This is a genomic window from Mesorhizobium sp. WSM4833 (genome assembly GCF_055811095.1).
Genome location: NZ_JBVVQG010000004.1, coordinates 455,198 through 470,050, shown reverse-complemented (window position 1 = coordinate 470,050; position 14,853 = coordinate 455,198). Strand labels below are relative to the sequence as shown.

13 protein-coding genes are annotated in these 14,853 nt (G+C 64.1%); 7 read left to right on the top strand and 6 right to left on the bottom strand.

Annotation, left to right across the window (positions count from 1 at the left end):
* Positions 1-25 precede the first annotated feature (25 nt).
* Positions 26-1,210 (top strand): pyridoxal phosphate-dependent aminotransferase, encoded by a 1,185-nt coding sequence (locus tag AC0L2D_RS10640; protein ID WP_473541001.1) that lies wholly within the window; start codon positions 26-28, stop codon positions 1,208-1,210.
* 152 nt (positions 1,211-1,362) lie between these two features.
* Entirely contained in the window at positions 1,363-1,737 is a 375-nt protein-coding gene (locus AC0L2D_RS10635) for a YciI family protein (RefSeq protein ID WP_013529744.1), read from the top strand.
* Positions 1,738-1,838: 101 nt separating this feature from the next.
* On the opposite strand, the gene AC0L2D_RS10630 is transcribed toward AC0L2D_RS10635, so the two are convergent.
* The 3 genes from AC0L2D_RS10630 to trhO form a co-directional block, all read right to left on the bottom strand.
* Positions 1,839-2,594 (bottom strand): SDR family oxidoreductase, encoded by a 756-nt coding sequence (locus AC0L2D_RS10630; protein ID WP_064995626.1) that lies wholly within the window; start codon positions 2,592-2,594, stop codon positions 1,839-1,841.
* Positions 2,595-2,852: 258 nt separating this feature from the next.
* Positions 2,853-3,590: a tellurite resistance TerB family protein gene (locus AC0L2D_RS10625; protein WP_024502721.1), complete on the bottom strand. Its 738-nt coding sequence runs from the start codon at positions 3,588-3,590 to the stop codon at positions 2,853-2,855.
* A gap of 110 nt (positions 3,591-3,700) precedes the next feature.
* Positions 3,701-4,621: an oxygen-dependent tRNA uridine(34) hydroxylase TrhO gene (gene trhO, locus AC0L2D_RS10620; protein ID WP_473541000.1), complete on the bottom strand. Its 921-nt coding sequence runs from the start codon at positions 4,619-4,621 to the stop codon at positions 3,701-3,703.
* Positions 4,622-4,932: 311 nt separating this feature from the next.
* Here trhO and AC0L2D_RS10615 point away from each other — a divergent pair, with 311 nt between their 5' ends.
* Positions 4,933-5,571 (top strand): 2-dehydro-3-deoxy-phosphogluconate aldolase, encoded by a 639-nt coding sequence (locus AC0L2D_RS10615; RefSeq protein WP_127367336.1) that lies wholly within the window; start codon positions 4,933-4,935, stop codon positions 5,569-5,571.
* A gap of 87 nt (positions 5,572-5,658) precedes the next feature.
* Here the strand turns inward: AC0L2D_RS10615 and AC0L2D_RS10610 are convergent, their stop codons facing one another.
* The 3 genes from AC0L2D_RS10610 to AC0L2D_RS10600 all read right to left on the bottom strand — a co-directional run bounded on the left by AC0L2D_RS10610 (position 5,659) and on the right by AC0L2D_RS10600 (position 9,798).
* Positions 5,659-5,850: a hypothetical protein gene (locus AC0L2D_RS10610; RefSeq protein ID WP_013529739.1), complete on the bottom strand. Its 192-nt coding sequence runs from the start codon at positions 5,848-5,850 to the stop codon at positions 5,659-5,661.
* Positions 5,851-6,026: 176 nt separating this feature from the next.
* Positions 6,027-7,853 (bottom strand): peptidoglycan L,D-endopeptidase MepK, encoded by a 1,827-nt coding sequence (gene mepK, locus AC0L2D_RS10605; protein ID WP_473540998.1) that lies wholly within the window; start codon positions 7,851-7,853, stop codon positions 6,027-6,029.
* Between the two features lie 409 nt (positions 7,854-8,262).
* Entirely contained in the window at positions 8,263-9,798 is a 1,536-nt protein-coding gene (locus AC0L2D_RS10600; protein WP_013529737.1) for a sigma-54-dependent transcriptional regulator, read from the bottom strand.
* 175 nt (positions 9,799-9,973) lie between these two features.
* Here AC0L2D_RS10600 and AC0L2D_RS10595 point away from each other — a divergent pair, with 175 nt between their 5' ends.
* From AC0L2D_RS10595 to AC0L2D_RS10580, 4 genes are all read left to right on the top strand, one after another.
* Positions 9,974-11,806 (top strand): M3 family oligoendopeptidase, encoded by a 1,833-nt coding sequence (locus AC0L2D_RS10595; protein WP_064995625.1) that lies wholly within the window; start codon positions 9,974-9,976, stop codon positions 11,804-11,806.
* A 361-nt stretch (positions 11,807-12,167) separates the two neighbouring features.
* Positions 12,168-12,908 carry a proton-conducting membrane transporter gene (locus tag AC0L2D_RS10590; protein WP_337123714.1) on the top strand — a complete coding sequence of 247 codons (741 nt, stop codon included), beginning with the start codon at positions 12,168-12,170 and terminating at the stop codon, positions 12,906-12,908.
* Between the two features lie 182 nt (positions 12,909-13,090).
* On the top strand, positions 13,091-14,236 hold the full coding sequence (locus AC0L2D_RS10585) for an aminodeoxychorismate synthase component I (RefSeq protein ID WP_473540997.1): 1,146 nt from the start codon (positions 13,091-13,093) through the stop codon (positions 14,234-14,236).
* Positions 14,185-14,847 (top strand): aminotransferase class IV family protein, encoded by a 663-nt coding sequence (locus AC0L2D_RS10580; RefSeq protein WP_473540996.1) that lies wholly within the window; start codon positions 14,185-14,187, stop codon positions 14,845-14,847. The genes AC0L2D_RS10585 and AC0L2D_RS10580 overlap by 52 nt, the downstream gene beginning before the upstream one ends.
* The last annotated feature ends 6 nt before the right edge of the window (positions 14,848-14,853 follow it).

Genomic DNA, 14,853 nt, shown 5'->3' with positions numbered 1-14,853 from the left:
AGCAAGAACCACACGGACGGGAAAAATGCTCCACACGATTTCGGCCTTCGACCGCCTTGGCGAGGAAAACGCCTTCGCCGTGCTTGCGAGGGCCACAGCACTTGCCCAACAAGGCCGCGACATCGTCAATCTCGGCATCGGCCAGCCCGACTTCAAGACGCCGCAGCACATCGTCGAGGCGGCGATCAAGGCGCTGCGCGACGGCCATCACGGCTACACGCCGGCCAATGGCCTGCTGGCGACGCGCGAGGCGGTGGTGCGCCGCACGCTGACCACCACCGGTGTCGAGATATCGCCCGAAACGGTGATGATCCTGCCCGGCGGCAAGCCGACCATGTTCGCCGCGATCCTGATGTTCGGCGAGCCCGGCGCCGAGATCCTCTACCCGGACCCCGGCTTCCCCATCTACCGCTCGATGATCGAGTTCACGGGTGCGGCACCCATTCCCGTGCCGATGCGCGAAGAAAACGGCTTTGCCTTCTCGGCCGAGGAGACGCTGGCGCTGATCACCTCGAAGACCAGGCTGCTGATCCTCAACTCGCCCGCCAATCCGACCGGCGGCGTCACGCCTCGCGCCGAGATCGAGAAACTGGTCAAGGGGCTGGAGGCGCATCCGCAGGTCGCCATCCTCTCCGACGAGATCTACGACGTCATGACCTATGATGGCGAGACGCATTGCTCGCTGCTCGGCTTTCCCGAAATCCGCGACCGGCTGATCGTGCTCAACGGCTGGTCGAAGACCTGGGCGATGACCGGCTGGCGCATGGGCTGGTCGATCTGGCCGAATGGCGACAAGGGCGCCCATCTCTACGACAAGGTGCGCAAGCTGGCGGTCAATTGCTGGTCCTGCGTCAACGCGCCGAGCCAGTTTGCCGGCATCGCCGCCATCGACGGCCCGCAGGACGACGTCGACGAGATGATGCGCGCCTTCGACCGCCGCCGGAAGATCGTCGTCGAGGGACTGAATGCCCTGCCTAATATTTCCTGCATCACGCCCAGGGGCGCGTTCTACGCCTTCCCCAACGTCTCGAAGACCGGCTGGAAGGCCAAGAAGCTCGCCTCGGCACTGCTCGACGAGGCCGGCGTGGCGCTGATCGGCGGCCCCGATTTCGGCATTCTCGGCGAAGGCTATATCAGGCTCTCCTATGCCAATTCCGAGGAGAACATCCTGCGCGCGCTGGAGCGGATCGGAGCATTCCTGGCGAAGTAGGTTTGAAAGCGGGCCGGTGGCCTCTTTCCGGGTGGTTGCGGCTGGCGACAATGATGGTGTCATGATCTGTCCGGACACGCACGGCCAAGGCTGGGCGGGCGTGTCGGGAACCGCTACGCTCCCTGGATCAGGATCGAAGCAGGTGACATAAAATGTTCTACGCAATCCTTGCCTATCACGTGGAAGATGCGATCAAGGCGCTGACGCCGCAGGAAGATGCAGCACTTATGGCCGACCTGCTGAAGATCAACACCCGGCTTCATGAGGAAGGCACGCTGGGGCCGTCCGCGCGTCTGGGCGCAACACAGGATGCCATCACCCTGCGCGGCCCGGGCGACGGTGTGATCATCGACGGTCCTTTCGCCGAAACCAAGGAACAGTTGCTCGGGCTCTATGTCGTCGACTGCGCCACGCGAGACGAGGCCATCGCGATCGCCCGCGACCTTCGTCGCGTCAATCCCACCGCCGTTTACGAGATCAGGCCCATTCTGCTGTTCAAGCCCGGCGTGCCGCTTGCGGGGAAATAGAACCATCCGGCTGGGCCCCCGCTGCTTCGCAGCGTCCCAGCGTTCGCCGGCCTTTCATCGTGCCACTGGCACGATGAATTCGCTTACGCGAACCGGGCTGCTCACCCCCGCCCGACAAACGGCATCTTGGTCGCCATCACGGTCATGAACAGCACGTTGGCGTCGAGCGGCAGGCTGGCCATGTGAACGACGGCGTTGGCGACATGCTGAACATCCATCACCGCTTCGGCTGCGATCGAGCCGTTGGCCTGCGGCACACCGACCGTCATCGGCTGCGCCATGTCGGTCAGCGCATTGCCGATGTCGATCTGGCCGCAGGCGATGTCATAGGGCCGGCCGTCGAGCGCCAGCGTCTTGGTCAGTCCGGTGATGGCATGCTTGGTCGCCGTGTAGGGCACCGAGCCTGGGCGCGGCGCATAGGCCGACACCGAACCGTTGTTGATGATGCGGCCACCCATCGGCTTCTGCTTGCGCATGGCGCCAAAGGCGGCACGGGCGCACAGGAACGAACCGGTGAGGTTGACGCCGACGATATCGTTCCACACTTCGACCGGTATCTCGTCGATCGGCGTCGATTTGTAGCCCATGCCGGCATTGTTGAAGAGCAGGTCGACACGGCCGAAGGCCGCCGCCACGGTCTCGAACAGATCGTCGACCTCGCCTGCCTTGCTGATATCGCAGGCAACCGCCAGGGCCTTGGCGCCGGTGGACCCGGCCTCAGCCACGGCTGCATCCAGCACGGATTTGCGGCGTCCGCAGAACACCGTGTTCCAGCCGGCCTTGAGCAGCGCCGTGGCGACGCTCTTGCCGATGCCCGTGCCGGCCCCGGTGACGATGGCGGTTCTTTGCTCGGTCATGGCTATTGTCCTCCGGCAGCGCTGCGCTTGCTCGACTGATTTTGGGGGGTTGGCTCGAAAAGGAAGGCATCGCAAATGACGGCGGCGATGGCAAGCGTGTCCATCCGGCCGGACCGACAAAAAGGGCGGCCATTGGCGACCGCCCCTGATCTGAACCGGGCTTGGGAGGAGGAAAAGCCGATCCGACTGTGTTGAATGATGCGCTTGCTGGGTTAATGAGCGGTTAACCCGGAAAGTGCCCCCCTGTGCCGTTTTGGCCTACCAGCGCGGATTGGGTGACGTCCCGGCCTTGGCCGGCACCTTGGCCGCCGAAACCGTCGCCTCGACATGGTCGACCAGCGCGTCCGGCAGGCCGAGCCGGCCGGCAAGCAGGTCGAGATAACCGCGCTCGGCGCGTGTGTCGGGATCGATGGTCAGGCGCGACGCCGTGTAGAGTTCGAGCTTCTGCGCATCGGTCTTGGCGCCGGCCACCAGCGTGTCGAGGTCGAGCGGGCTTGCCAGCTCCGCCATCAGGAACTTTTCGGCGTCGGAGCCTATGCCGGCCAGGCTGAGCTTGCCGGCGATCTTCTGGCGCTCTTCATCGTCGATATGGCCATCGGCCTTCGCCGCCGAAATCATCGCCCGAACCAGCGTCAGCGTGAATTCGTCCTCGCCTTGCGGCGCCTGCGAGGGGTGGAAGGGGGTATCCTTGGGCGGCGGCAGCAATTCCGGTTCGCCGGCCGCCGGTGCTTCCGCGGGCGCGTTGCCGGCCTTGTAATTCTGGTAGGCCTTGTAGGCGAGGCCGCCGATCGCGGCCAGTCCGCCAAGCTTCACCGCGGCGCCCGTCACGTTGCGGCCAGTACCGGTTCCGAGCAGCACCGCAGCCAGCGCACCGGCGGCCAGCGGATTGTCCTTGGCCATCTGCACGGCCTGCCCCGCCTTGTCGCGAACGGTGCCGCTGGTGCCGGGGATTTGCGAGCCGAGCAGATCGTCGAGAAGCTTCTTGGGATCGAACATTCAGTGCCTCCAGGATTGGCCAACGGGCGGGTTTCGAACGTCGAAGACGTAGGTCCCGAAACTTGACATTGCAATGACAGGCAGCCGCTTTGCAGCAGCACGATGCTGGATCAGGAGCCGATATGCGGCCCCCTGCCCCGCGCCTGCGCAAGCTCGACCTGGCGCTGGCGCTCGGCATAACGCTGGCGGTCCTCGTCCGAACGCGCATCGAAGCAATGCGGGCACGAAATACCGGCAGCGAATTTGGGCGACGTCAGCTCGCCCGGCGTCAGCGGGTGGCGGCAGGCGCGGCACAGTTCCGCGTCGCCCTCGGTAAGGCCGTGCGACACCGAAACGCGCTCGTCGAAGACGAAGCACTCGCCTTGCCAGAGGCTCTGTTCGGCCGGAACCTCTTCGAGGTATTTGAGGATACCGCCCTTGAGATGGAAGACATCCTCGAAGCCGAGCGATTTGACATAGGCGGTTGCCTTTTCGCAGCGTATGCCGCCGGTGCAGAACATCGCAACCTTGCGGCCTTCGAGCTCCGCCCGGTGCGTTTCCACCCAGGCCGGGAACTCGCGAAAGCTTGCGGTGGCCGGGTCGATCGCACCCTTGAACGTGCCGATCGACACCTCATAGGCGTTGCGCGTGTCGATGATGACAGTGCCGGGCTGCGAAATCAGAGCGTTCCAGTCGGCCGGCGCGACGTAGGTGCCGGCACTTTTCGAAGGATCGATGTCATCGACACCCATGGTGACGATCTCGCGCTTCAGCCGCACCTTCATGCGATGGAACGGCATGTTCGCGGCCGCGCTGTACTTGACCTCGAGTCCGGCAAGCCCTTCGATGGCTTCGAGATACGCGATTAGTTCGGCAATTGCCGTCTCGCTGCCGGCGACGGTGCCGTTGATGCCTTCATGCGCCAGCAGCAGCGTGCCCTTTATGCCGCGCCCGCAGCAGAATGCGGCGAGCGGCGCGCGCAGTTCTTCGAAAGCGTCGAGCCGGGCAAACCGGTAGAGCGCGGCGACGCGAAGGAGTGGAAGTGATGTCATTGCCGAAGCCACTAGACGCTCGAGCAAGCCGATTCAAGGCAAAGCAGGCATCCTGTTCGGCGGGTCACTGGCGCAAATCTGCACCATGGGCGAATTTGTACCATAGCTGAGATCAGGGAGTCAAGAAAAAATTCCTATCCTGAAAAGCCACCGGGACAAAAGCTGTCGGCACCATCGAGCCGGCAGCCACCCTTGTCAACTTGGGCTTGGCGAGCATGGGCGACGCGTGACATCGCGACACGGCCGGTTTCGTGGACAGGAAAACGGCCTTCTGCTAATCGGTTGAATTGTCCCACGCCACGGAGAGACACATGCCCAGCAAGACCGAAAAACTTCTGTCGCTCCTCAACGGCCAGCCCGTCATCCCGGTGCTGAAGATCTCCGATGTTGCCAATGCCGTGCCGCTGGCCCGCGCTCTGGCGCGCGGCGGCCTGCCTGCGATCGAGATCACGCTGAGGACCGCCGACGCGCTGGAAGCGATCCGGCGGGTCGCTGGTGAAGTCGAGGAAGCCATCGTCGGCGCCGGCACCATTCTCGATGCCAGGCAGTTCGAAGAGGCGGCCGCCGCGGGCTCGCGCTTCATCGTCAGCCCCGGCATCACCCGCGAGCTTCTGTCGGCAGCCGCCGCCAGCGATGTTCCGCTGCTGCCCGGTGCGATCACCCCCGGCGAGATCATGGCCGCGCGCGAAGCCGGCTTGCGCTTCCTGAAATTCTTCCCGGCCGAGCAGTCGGGCGGCATCGCTTCGCTGAAGGCCTTCGCCTCGCCGCTCGCCGATGTGAAATTCTGCCCGACCGGCGGCATCTCGGCCAAGAACGCAGCTGACTATCTCAGCCTGCCCAACGTGGTCTGCGTCGGCGGCTCCTGGGTGGCGCCCGACGACCTCGTCAAGGCCGGCAAATGGGACGAGATCGAAGCCTTGGCGCGCGCGGCGAGCAAGCTCGCAAAATAAGGCTTTCATGGCGGCATGGAAAAACCCGGCCGACTTGCGTCGACCGGGTTTCCGCCGGATGTTTTTTCCAGGACTGCCTTGGCTGGATCAGTTGCAGACCCTGACTTCCCTGACCACCCTATGATGATGCTTCCAGGTCGTGACAACCTTGGTCCGGCAGTGCTTCTTCATGTGCATGTGATCGTGGGTCTTGACGACAATGGTTTCGGCCTGCGTAGGGGCGATGGCCGCCGAAGCGGTTGCCAACGCGATGACCGATGCCAGTAGAATCTTCTTCATGGGTATCCCCGGGTTTGAACGAACGAGGGAGAAACCGTTGACGGCACGAGGCGTTCCCCGATCACGGCAATGTCAGGCCGGTGTGATCGGAAGCCGGCGGGCCGCGCGACCGGATCCGGCCACGCAGCAAAAAGCCGCGCTGGTTGCCCGGCGCGGCTTTGTCGGTTGATTTGCCGTCATTTGGTCTGGAAGCGAGCTACCGACATGAACTTGACGGCGTTGCCGGTGAAGCGATTGGCATCGGCCACCTGGCTGCTCGGCTGGAAGCCAGCGGTGTAGACCTCGCTCGGCGGCGTGTGCACGATGCTGTAGGCGTAACCCGGCGCCGTCGTCGCGCTTGAAACGGTGGCGACCTGCTCGCCGCTGGTCAAGGCCCAACGGGCGGCCTGCGGTGCGGCTGCAACCACCATGGCCTTGGGGCCTGGCTTCAGGTCGCGGGCGGTGGCTCTCGATTCCTTGCGCGTCGTCTTGACGCCGGCGCCGATCGCGGCGGCCGGATCGGAACCGACTGGGCGGGCCACGACAGCATCGCGCGGCGATGCGGTGTTGGTGCCCGGATCGTTGAACGCCGAACGCGGCTCGGACCCGGACAAGGAAGCAAGCTGGTAATCGGCCGCACCGACCTGGGCATTGGCCTCGTCGAGCACGGCCTTGACCGCGTCCGGCCTGGCCATCTCGGGCCGCGCCGTCGGCAGCACCGAGAACGCATCGGTCGCGGTCTTGCCTTGGTCGGCCGTCTCGGCCAGCGCCATCAGCACATCCTTGCTGGGCGGCGCAGCCAGAGCGGCCGGCAGCGAATTGTCGGGACGCCATGTCGGCAACGGTATGTTGTTGACCGCGACCTGGGTCGCATCAGCCGAAGCCGTTGCATCGGCCATGCCGAAAGGAACGCTCGCCGGCGCATGCGCGGTCGCCACGGCCTGCTCGGTGGTGGCTGTCGCCTCCGCCATCGCGAAGGGAACATTCTCAGGCTGCTGCGCGCCGACATCGGCTTTCGGCCGCGGTGCGAAATCCGGCAGCGGAATGCTTCGGGCCGGCAATGCCGCGATGATCGTCTCCGGCGTGTCCTCTTCCGGCTCCGGAGCCTGCTGTTCGGTCACCTGCGGAATCTCGGCGCGCCGCGCATTCTCCGGCGCCACGATGGCGATGCCCGGGAGGTTGCTGGTCTTGGCCGCCGCTGCCGGCTTCAGGTTTCTCGCCTTGGGCGGGGGGGCGGCCGAAGCGGTCTCGACATCGGCGCTGTCGTCGGCCTCGTCGTCGCCGCCGCCACCGAAGAAAGCCGACAGGAATCCACCCGATTTCTTGCTGCTGCCGCCGGCACTGGCCATCTCGATGGCCGGCGAGCCCGATCCCTTGCGCGCCTTGTAGGAGGCGAGCGCCTGCTCAAAGCCGGGCAGCGGCCTGCCGTCGCTCGGCACATGCAGCGTCTTGCCATTGGGGAACAGGGAGACCAGTTCCTGGCGGCTGATACCGGGCCAATGGCGCACATTGCCGACATCCATATGGACGAACGGCGAACCCGATGACGGATAGTAGCCGACGCCGCCGCCCTGCATCTTGAGGCCGATGTTGCGCAGCTTTTTCAGCGGCACGCCGGGAATATAGAAATCCATCGCCTTGCCGAGCATGTGCTGGCTCTTCTCGGCCACGCCCCTGCTGCGGCTGCGCAGCATCGAGTTCGTCGACGGCGAGCGATAGCCGCACACGACCTGGATGTAGTCCGTGGCACCTGCTTCCCGATACGCCTCCCAGACGAGATCCAGCAGGCGCGGATCCATCTTGGTCGGCTCGTTGCGACGCCAGTCGCGCAAAATGATGTTGATCTTGCGGAGACCCTCGGGAACGTAGCGGCCGTTGCGCTTGTAGACGATCTCGGCCTTCTCGTGGGTGTGGAGATGATACAGCTTCAGCGACCGTGTTTCGGCGCTGGCTCCGCTCGCAGCCGCGGCAACAAAACCAAAAGCGACAACCAACACTGCCAGCCACTTCGGCCAGACGCTCAAATGATGGTGCCGCCTGTTTGTGTGTCGTTCGATTCTGTTCAAATCAAAAGGCCTTGCAGGCTGCCGTTTGTCCCCGGATTTGTCCAAACGGATGTGGCATTAGCACACCCGAATATCGATCCTAATGGTTAATCATCGCTTATTGAAGCCGAAATGCGGTAACACCGTGGCGATATCCCGTCAAAAATTGTTCACAAGGTTTCTTGGTAAACCGCTGGTTTAGATCGGATTTTCGCCTTCGCCCCAAACACGATCTGTTACCGTTAGCCTTAATGCGTGAACAGAGCTGTCCACGGGACAGCCACAATGCCGCCGAAACGGCGATACAAGGCCCGTTGTGGCATTGCAAGCTGGCGCCGGCCTTGTGGCAAAGCCGGAAGCCGGGCCAAAGCTCAGCCCGGCATCGCCCTTAAGAGGCTAGTCGATCGACGCGGCCTGTCTCCGGATCGATGCCGTGTTCCTTGAGCTTGCGATAGAGCGTCGAGCGGCCGATGCCGAGTCGGCGGGCGACTTCGCTCATCTGTCCGTTGTAGTGATCGATGGCAAGCTTGATCATCTCGAGTTCGACATCGGCAAGTGCCCGCACATTGCCGCGCTCGTCGAGCGCCCGCAACGTGCCGAAGCGAGGCTGCAGCCTTGCCGGCGGATCGAACGCGATTGCCGGGCCGCCCTCGCCGGGCAAGGCTTCGTCATCGCGCGCCTGCAAAGGCAAGGACGGCGACGGCGCGTCGCCATCCATATCGAGGTTGACGGTGCCTTCCACTTGCGCCCGGATCTGCGGGAAGTCCTCCGCGGTTAACATATCGCCTTCGCAAAGCACCGAGGCGCGAAAGACGGCGTTTTCGAGCTGCCGGATGTTTCCGGGCCAGTCATAGGCCTGCAGCACCGCGAGCGCTGCCGCCGAAATACCTTGCAGGCGACGGTGCGGGTCGGCCGGCGCGACCTTCTCCATGAAATGGGTGACCAGATACGGGATGTCGTCGCGGCGGTCGCGCAGCGGCGGCACGAAGATCGGATAGACGTTCAGCCGGTAGAACAGATCCTCGCGGAACTTGCCGTCCTTGACCTGCTGCAGGAGGTTGCGGTGCGTCGCCGAAATCAGCCTGATGTCGACCCTGACGGTCGAGCGCCCACCGACCGGGTCGACCTCGCCGTCCTGGACCGCGCGCAACAGCTTGACCTGCACGTCGAGCGGCAGGTCGCCGATCTCGTCGAGAAACAGCGTGCCCGAATGCGCTTCGACGAACTTGCCGGTGTGCTTGTCGGTGGCCCCGGTGAACGAGCCCTTCTCGTGACCGAACAGGATCGATTCGACCAGATTGTCTGGAATGGCGCCGCAATTGACGGTGACGAAGGGCTTCGTGCGGCGGTCGCCACTGCCCTGGATGGCACGCGCCACCAGTTCCTTGCCGACGCCGGACTCGCCCTCGATCAGGATCGGAATGTTGGATGCCGCCGCTTTCTGGCCAAGACGGATCACCCTGTCCATGGCCGGGCTGTGCGTGATCATGTCCTTGAAGGTCAGGAGGCCGCCGCGCCGGCGCGATGTGCGCTTGACCTCGCCCTCGACGGCCTCGACCTTGAGCGCATTGCCGATCGACGCCTGCAGTCTGTCGGGAGACGCCGGCTTGACGACGAAATCGAAGGCGCCATGACGCATCGCCGAAACCACGGTCTCGATTCCGCCCTGCGCGGTTTGCACGATCGCCGGCACGTTGATGTCGCGCTCGCGCATCGCCTTCAGCACGCCGATACCGTCGAGACCGGGCATGACCAGATCGAGGATGACCACCGACACCTCGCGGGCGCCGGGCCCATCGAGGATGTCGAGAGCGGCCGCGCCGCCGTCGACCACGATTGCGCTGTAGCCGAACCGCGTCACCGCCGCTTCGAGCAGCCGGCGTTGCACCGGATCGTCATCGACTATGAGTATGGAACCTGTCATGACTGGTGTGACTGCCCGCCCGAGGAATTCTGCCCTGTGGACCATCTTGGCACAGGGTTCTAAATAAGGTTTCAAAAAACCCGGTGAATGAATTCCTTAGGATTTGACCGGCTTCTCGTTTCTCCTTGAACCTTGGCCACGGAAGGTGTCGGCAATGCATAGGGATTCTGGGCACATGGTTTCCGCACGGCGGCTGGCGGCGCCGGCGTCGGGTCAAGGCGCGGCCGAGCTGGGCGACTTGCCGGAATGGAACCTTGCCGACCTCTATGCCGGCATGGACGCGCCGGAGCTGAAGCGCGACATCGCCAAGGCCGCCACCGATGCGACCAGTTTCGAGAGCCGCTGGAAGGGTACGCTGGCCGCCGAAGCCGAGCGCGGCGGCGCCGGCAGGCTGGGCGAGGCGCTTGTCGCCTACGAGGCGCTGGAGGAACTGATCGGCCGCATCGTCTCCTATGCGGGACTGGTTTATGCCGGAAACACCGCCGATCCCCAGCGCGCCAAGCTCTATGGCGACATCCAGGAGAAGATGACCGACGCCAGCGCGCACCTTCTGTTCTTCGCGCTCGAACTCAACCTGATCGACGATGCGTCGATCGAAGGCGCGCTCGCCGGCGATCCCGCCTTTGGCCACTATCGGCCATGGGTGCTCGATCTGCGCAAGGACAAGCCTTACCAGCTCGAGGACCGCGTCGAGCAGCTCTTCCACGAAAAGTCGATCACCGGACGCGGCGCCTGGAACCGCCTGTTCGACGAGACGATGACCGACCTTCGCTTCCACATCGACGGCGAGGAACTGACGTTGGAGCCCGCGCTGAATCGTCTGCAGGACGCCGACGGCGAGGTGCGCCGCCGGGCGTCCGAGGCGCTGGCCACGACCTTCCGCAAGAACTTGCGCACCTTCACGCTGATCACCAACACGCTGGCCAAGGACAAGGAGATATCCGACCGCTGGCGTGGCTTCGAGGACATCGCCGATTCACGCCATCTGGCCAACCGCGTCGAGCGCAGTGTGGTGGACGCCTTGGCCTCCGCCGTTCGCGATGCCTATCCGCGCCTCTCGCACCGCTACTACGCGATGAAGGCACGCTGGCTGGGCATGGAGGTGATGAACCATTGGGACCGCAACGCGCCGTTGCCGGATACGCCCCAGGCGATCATCGGCTGGGACGAGGCCAGGAACACCGTGCTGTCCGCCTATCAGCGCTTTTCGCCCGACATGGCCGAGATCGCGCGAACCTTCTTCGACCGGAACTGGATCGACGCGCCGGTGCGGCCCGGCAAGTCGCCTGGCGCCTTCGCGCATCCGACCGTACCGTCGGCGCATCCCTATGTCCTGCTCAACTACATGGGCAAGCCGCGCGATGTGATGACGCTGGCGCACGAGCTTGGCCATGGCGTGCATCAGGTGCTGGCCGGCGGCCAGGGTGCGCTGATGGCCTCGACGCCGCTGACGCTGGCCGAGACGGCATCGGTCTTCGGCGAGATGCTGACCTTCCGCTCGCTGCTCGACCAGACCACCGACCGGCGCGAGCGCAAGGCCATGCTCGCCCAGAAGGTCGAGGACATGATCAACACGGTCGTGCGCCAGATCGCCTTCTATGAATTCGAGCGCAAGGTGCATGCCGAACGCAAGAACGGCGAACTGACCTCCGACAGGCTCGGTCAGTTCTGGCTCGAAGTGCAGGCCGAAAGTCTGGGTCCCGCCATCAAGCTGCGCGAAGGCTACGAGGTGTTCTGGACCTACATCCCGCACTTCATCCATTCGCCCTTTTATGTCTATGCCTATGCTTTCGGCGACTGCCTGGTGAACTCGCTCTACGCGGTCTACCAGAACGCCGAGCGCGGCTTTCAGGACAAGTATTTCGAAATGCTGCGCGCCGGCGGCACCAAACATCATTCCGAGCTTCTGGCGCCCTTCGGGCTCGACGCCACCGATCCCGCCTTCTGGCAGATCGGACTTGGCGTCATCAGTGGCCTGATCGACGAGCTGGAAGCGCTCGACACTTGAAATGCGCCCCCAGGCGTCGCTCTAACAGTTTAGCCGGAATGCATGTTGGGACAGCTCTACTATCGCCCTAAATATCTGTTCTTGAAGTACTCTCCACCGAAGTTTTCCGATAGCTTTCCACAAGCTCTATGATAGCCTTCGCTCCAAGCTCAGCCGGAGCGCATGCGGATCGGCGAGGAGAAATCTCAGCCGGCCGTGGCGCTCAGGCGAACGCGACAACGGCCGTTGGCCATGGGCAAGCAAAGCCGATCGCCGACAGCTCGAACCGAAGCCGGCTGTTCTGCTTACCGCGGAACCACCAAGAGTAGTCCTTCGCCGAAGATCATGACCCACGGCAGACGGATCTGACTGGAGAGAGACAATGGGCACTTTTTTCTACGTGGTCCTGGCGTTCCTGATAGGCGTATTGGTCGGCTGGTTCCTTTGGGGGCGCCTGCGCGGTGAACTCGACAGCTTGCGCGGCGATCTCGACCGTACACGCAGCGAACGCGACAGGCTGCGCACCGACAGCGACCGCCTGACCGGCGAACTCGATGCATGCGGCAAGACCCGCGCCGACCTTGAGCGCCGGCTGCGCGAAGCGTCGGCCGCACCTGCCGCCGGAAGCAGCGCGGCAAAACCGGCAAGCCAGGCGCCGGCGGCCCTGATGTCGACCCCCGCGACGGCCAAATCCGCCACCACAAAGCCCGCGACGGCCAAACCGGCCGCTGCGAAAGCGGTCTCTGCCAAGGCGGTCCCTGCCAAGCCGGCGGCGAAACCCGCCGCCACCAAAACCTCGGCTCCAGCCAAATCCGCAACGAGCAAGCCTGCAACAGTCAAGCCTGCAACAGCCAAGCCAGCATCCGGAAAGCCCGACAATCTGCGTCGGCTGATCGGTATCGGTCCGGTCAATGAGAAACTGCTCAAGGCACAAGGCGTCACCAGCTTCGCCCAGATCGCGTCCTGGACAGCGGCCGATATCAAACGGATCGAGGACGTCATGAATTTCGATGGCCGCATCGCGCGCGAACGCTGGATCGAGCAGGCCAAGCTGCTCGCCGCCGGCAACGAGAAGGAATTCGCCAAGCAGTTTCCAACAGCCGGAACCTCCAGCAACAGCTGATCGCCAGGCACGACCTGAAGATTGCAAGCGGCGGCGCCATATCGGCGTCGCCGTTTGCTCTTGGTTCCTGAGTTGGCCCAAAGGTCGGCTTTAAGAGGCAGCGTGCCGTTCCCTCGATTGCGCGCGGGCGGCACCCCATATAGAGCGGTTGATGGCTTCATTGACCGCAGCATTCGGTGCCCATGTCCCTGCCCGCCGCAATTTTTCGCAATGACAAAAGCGCGCGCCAGCTCGTTTTCGACCGGCCGGCCGATGTCATCGTGGCGCATGAGCCAGAGGATTTCGGGCCGGCACTGGAAGCCGCGCAAGCCGCGCACGATGCAGGCAAATGGCTTGCCGGCTATTTTTCCTATGAGGCGGGCTATCTGCTCGAACCCAAGCTTGTTCCCTTGCTGCCGGACGGACGCCGCGCTCCACTCGTGTGCCTCGGGGTCTTCGATGCGCCGCTCGAAGAGGCGGCGCCGCCGCGCAATACGGTAGCGACCAACGGCCCGATCTTCGACGCCCGCGCGACGTGGTCGCCCGACGACTACAAGAAGCGGTTCTCGCGGCTGCACCAGCACATCAGGCAAGGCGATTGCTACCAGGGCAATCTGACCTTTCCAATTCATGCGCAATGGTCGGGCGAGCCGCTGGCCGCCTTCGATGCGCTGACCGAACGCCAGCCGGTGAAATATGGCGCGCTGATCGCGCTCGGTGAACCCATCGTGCTGTCGCGCTCGCCCGAGCTCTTCTTCGAGATCGACAGCAAGGGCATGATCGAGACACATCCGATGAAAGGTACCGCACCGCGCGGCGCGACGAAGGCCGAGGACGAACGGCAGAAGATCTTCCTGCGCAACGACGAGAAGAACCAGGCCGAAAACCGGATGATCGTCGATCTGCTGCGCAACGATATCTCGCTGATCACCGAGGTCGGCACGCTGGACGTGCCGGCGCTGTTCCGCATCGAGACCTATCCGACGGTGCACCAGATGGTGAGCGACGTCAGGGCAAAACTGCTGCCGGGGCTCTCGATCCGCCAGATCTTCGCGGCGCTGTTTCCTTGCGGCTCGATCACCGGCGCGCCGAAGATCCGCGCCATGGAAATCCTGCGCGAACTGGAAGGCACGCCCCGCGACGCCTATTGCGGCGCCATTGGCTGGATCGCGCCCGGCGGCACGATGCGCTTTTCCGTGGCGATCCGCACCATCTCGCTCTTTTCCGGCGGCGAGGCCGTCTACAATGTCGGCGGCGGCGTCGTCTTCGATTCGACGGCTGAGGAGGAGTATCAGGAGTGTCTGCTGAAGGCGCGCTTTGCGACGGGAACACCCCCGACTTCCAGCTGATCGAGACCATGCGTTGGGAACCCGGCTCGGGCTTCCTGCGCTTCGATCGCCATCTCGCGCGCCTCTATGGCTCGGCGGCGGAACTCGGCTTCCGCTGTGATCCGGGCAAAGTCGGCGAGGCGCTGAGCAGCGCGGTCAGCAATTCCGGCATTGCCATGCGCACACGCCTTGTCCTGTCGCACGACGGCGAGGTGACGGCCTCGGCACAGCCCTATGAGCCGCTCGCCGCGGACAGGGTCTGGACGCTGCGGCTGGCCAGAACGCGGTTGGATTCGCACGACATGCTGCTGCGCCACAAGACCAGCCGGCGGCAGCACTACACGCATGCCCGTGCCGAATATCTCATCACCCAGGCCGACGAGGTGATCCTGGCCAATGAGCGCGGCGAGATCTGCGAAGGCACGATCACCAATGTCTTCGCCGATTTCGGCGACGGCGTGCTGGCAACACCCCGGCTCGATTGCGGCCTGCTGCCTGGCGTATTGCGCGCCGAGCTTCTGGATGAAGGCCGCGGCCGCGAAGCGATCTACAGCTTGGACGATTTGAAATCCGCCAGGGCACTGTTCGTCGGCAATTCGCTGCGCGGACTGATCCCGGCCAAACTTGCCTGAGAGAAG

Excerpts from the sequence above, each read along its gene's own strand:
- AC0L2D_RS10590 (WP_337123714.1), top strand. The coding sequence starts at position 12,168 with ATGGGCACTTTTTTCTACGTGGTCCTGGCGTTCCTGATAGGCGTATTG.
- AC0L2D_RS10635 (WP_013529744.1), top strand. The coding sequence starts at position 1,363 with ATGTTCTACGCAATCCTTGCCTATCACGTGGAAGATGCGATCAAGGCG.
- AC0L2D_RS10595 (WP_064995625.1), top strand. The coding sequence starts at position 9,974 with ATGGTTTCCGCACGGCGGCTGGCGGCGCCGGCGTCGGGTCAAGGCGCG.
- AC0L2D_RS10585 (WP_473540997.1), top strand. The coding sequence starts at position 13,091 with ATGTCCCTGCCCGCCGCAATTTTTCGCAATGACAAAAGCGCGCGCCAG.
- AC0L2D_RS10640 (WP_473541001.1), top strand. The coding sequence starts at position 26 with ATGCTCCACACGATTTCGGCCTTCGACCGCCTTGGCGAGGAAAACGCC.
- AC0L2D_RS10600 (WP_013529737.1), bottom strand. The coding sequence starts at position 9,798 with ATGACAGGTTCCATACTCATAGTCGATGACGATCCGGTGCAACGCCGG.
- trhO (WP_473541000.1), bottom strand. The coding sequence starts at position 4,621 with ATGACATCACTTCCACTCCTTCGCGTCGCCGCGCTCTACCGGTTTGCC.
- AC0L2D_RS10625 (WP_024502721.1), bottom strand. The coding sequence starts at position 3,590 with ATGTTCGATCCCAAGAAGCTTCTCGACGATCTGCTCGGCTCGCAAATC.
- AC0L2D_RS10630 (WP_064995626.1), bottom strand. The coding sequence starts at position 2,594 with ATGACCGAGCAAAGAACCGCCATCGTCACCGGGGCCGGCACGGGCATC.
- AC0L2D_RS10610 (WP_013529739.1), bottom strand. The coding sequence starts at position 5,850 with ATGAAGAAGATTCTACTGGCATCGGTCATCGCGTTGGCAACCGCTTCG.
- AC0L2D_RS10615 (WP_127367336.1), top strand. The coding sequence starts at position 4,933 with ATGCCCAGCAAGACCGAAAAACTTCTGTCGCTCCTCAACGGCCAGCCC.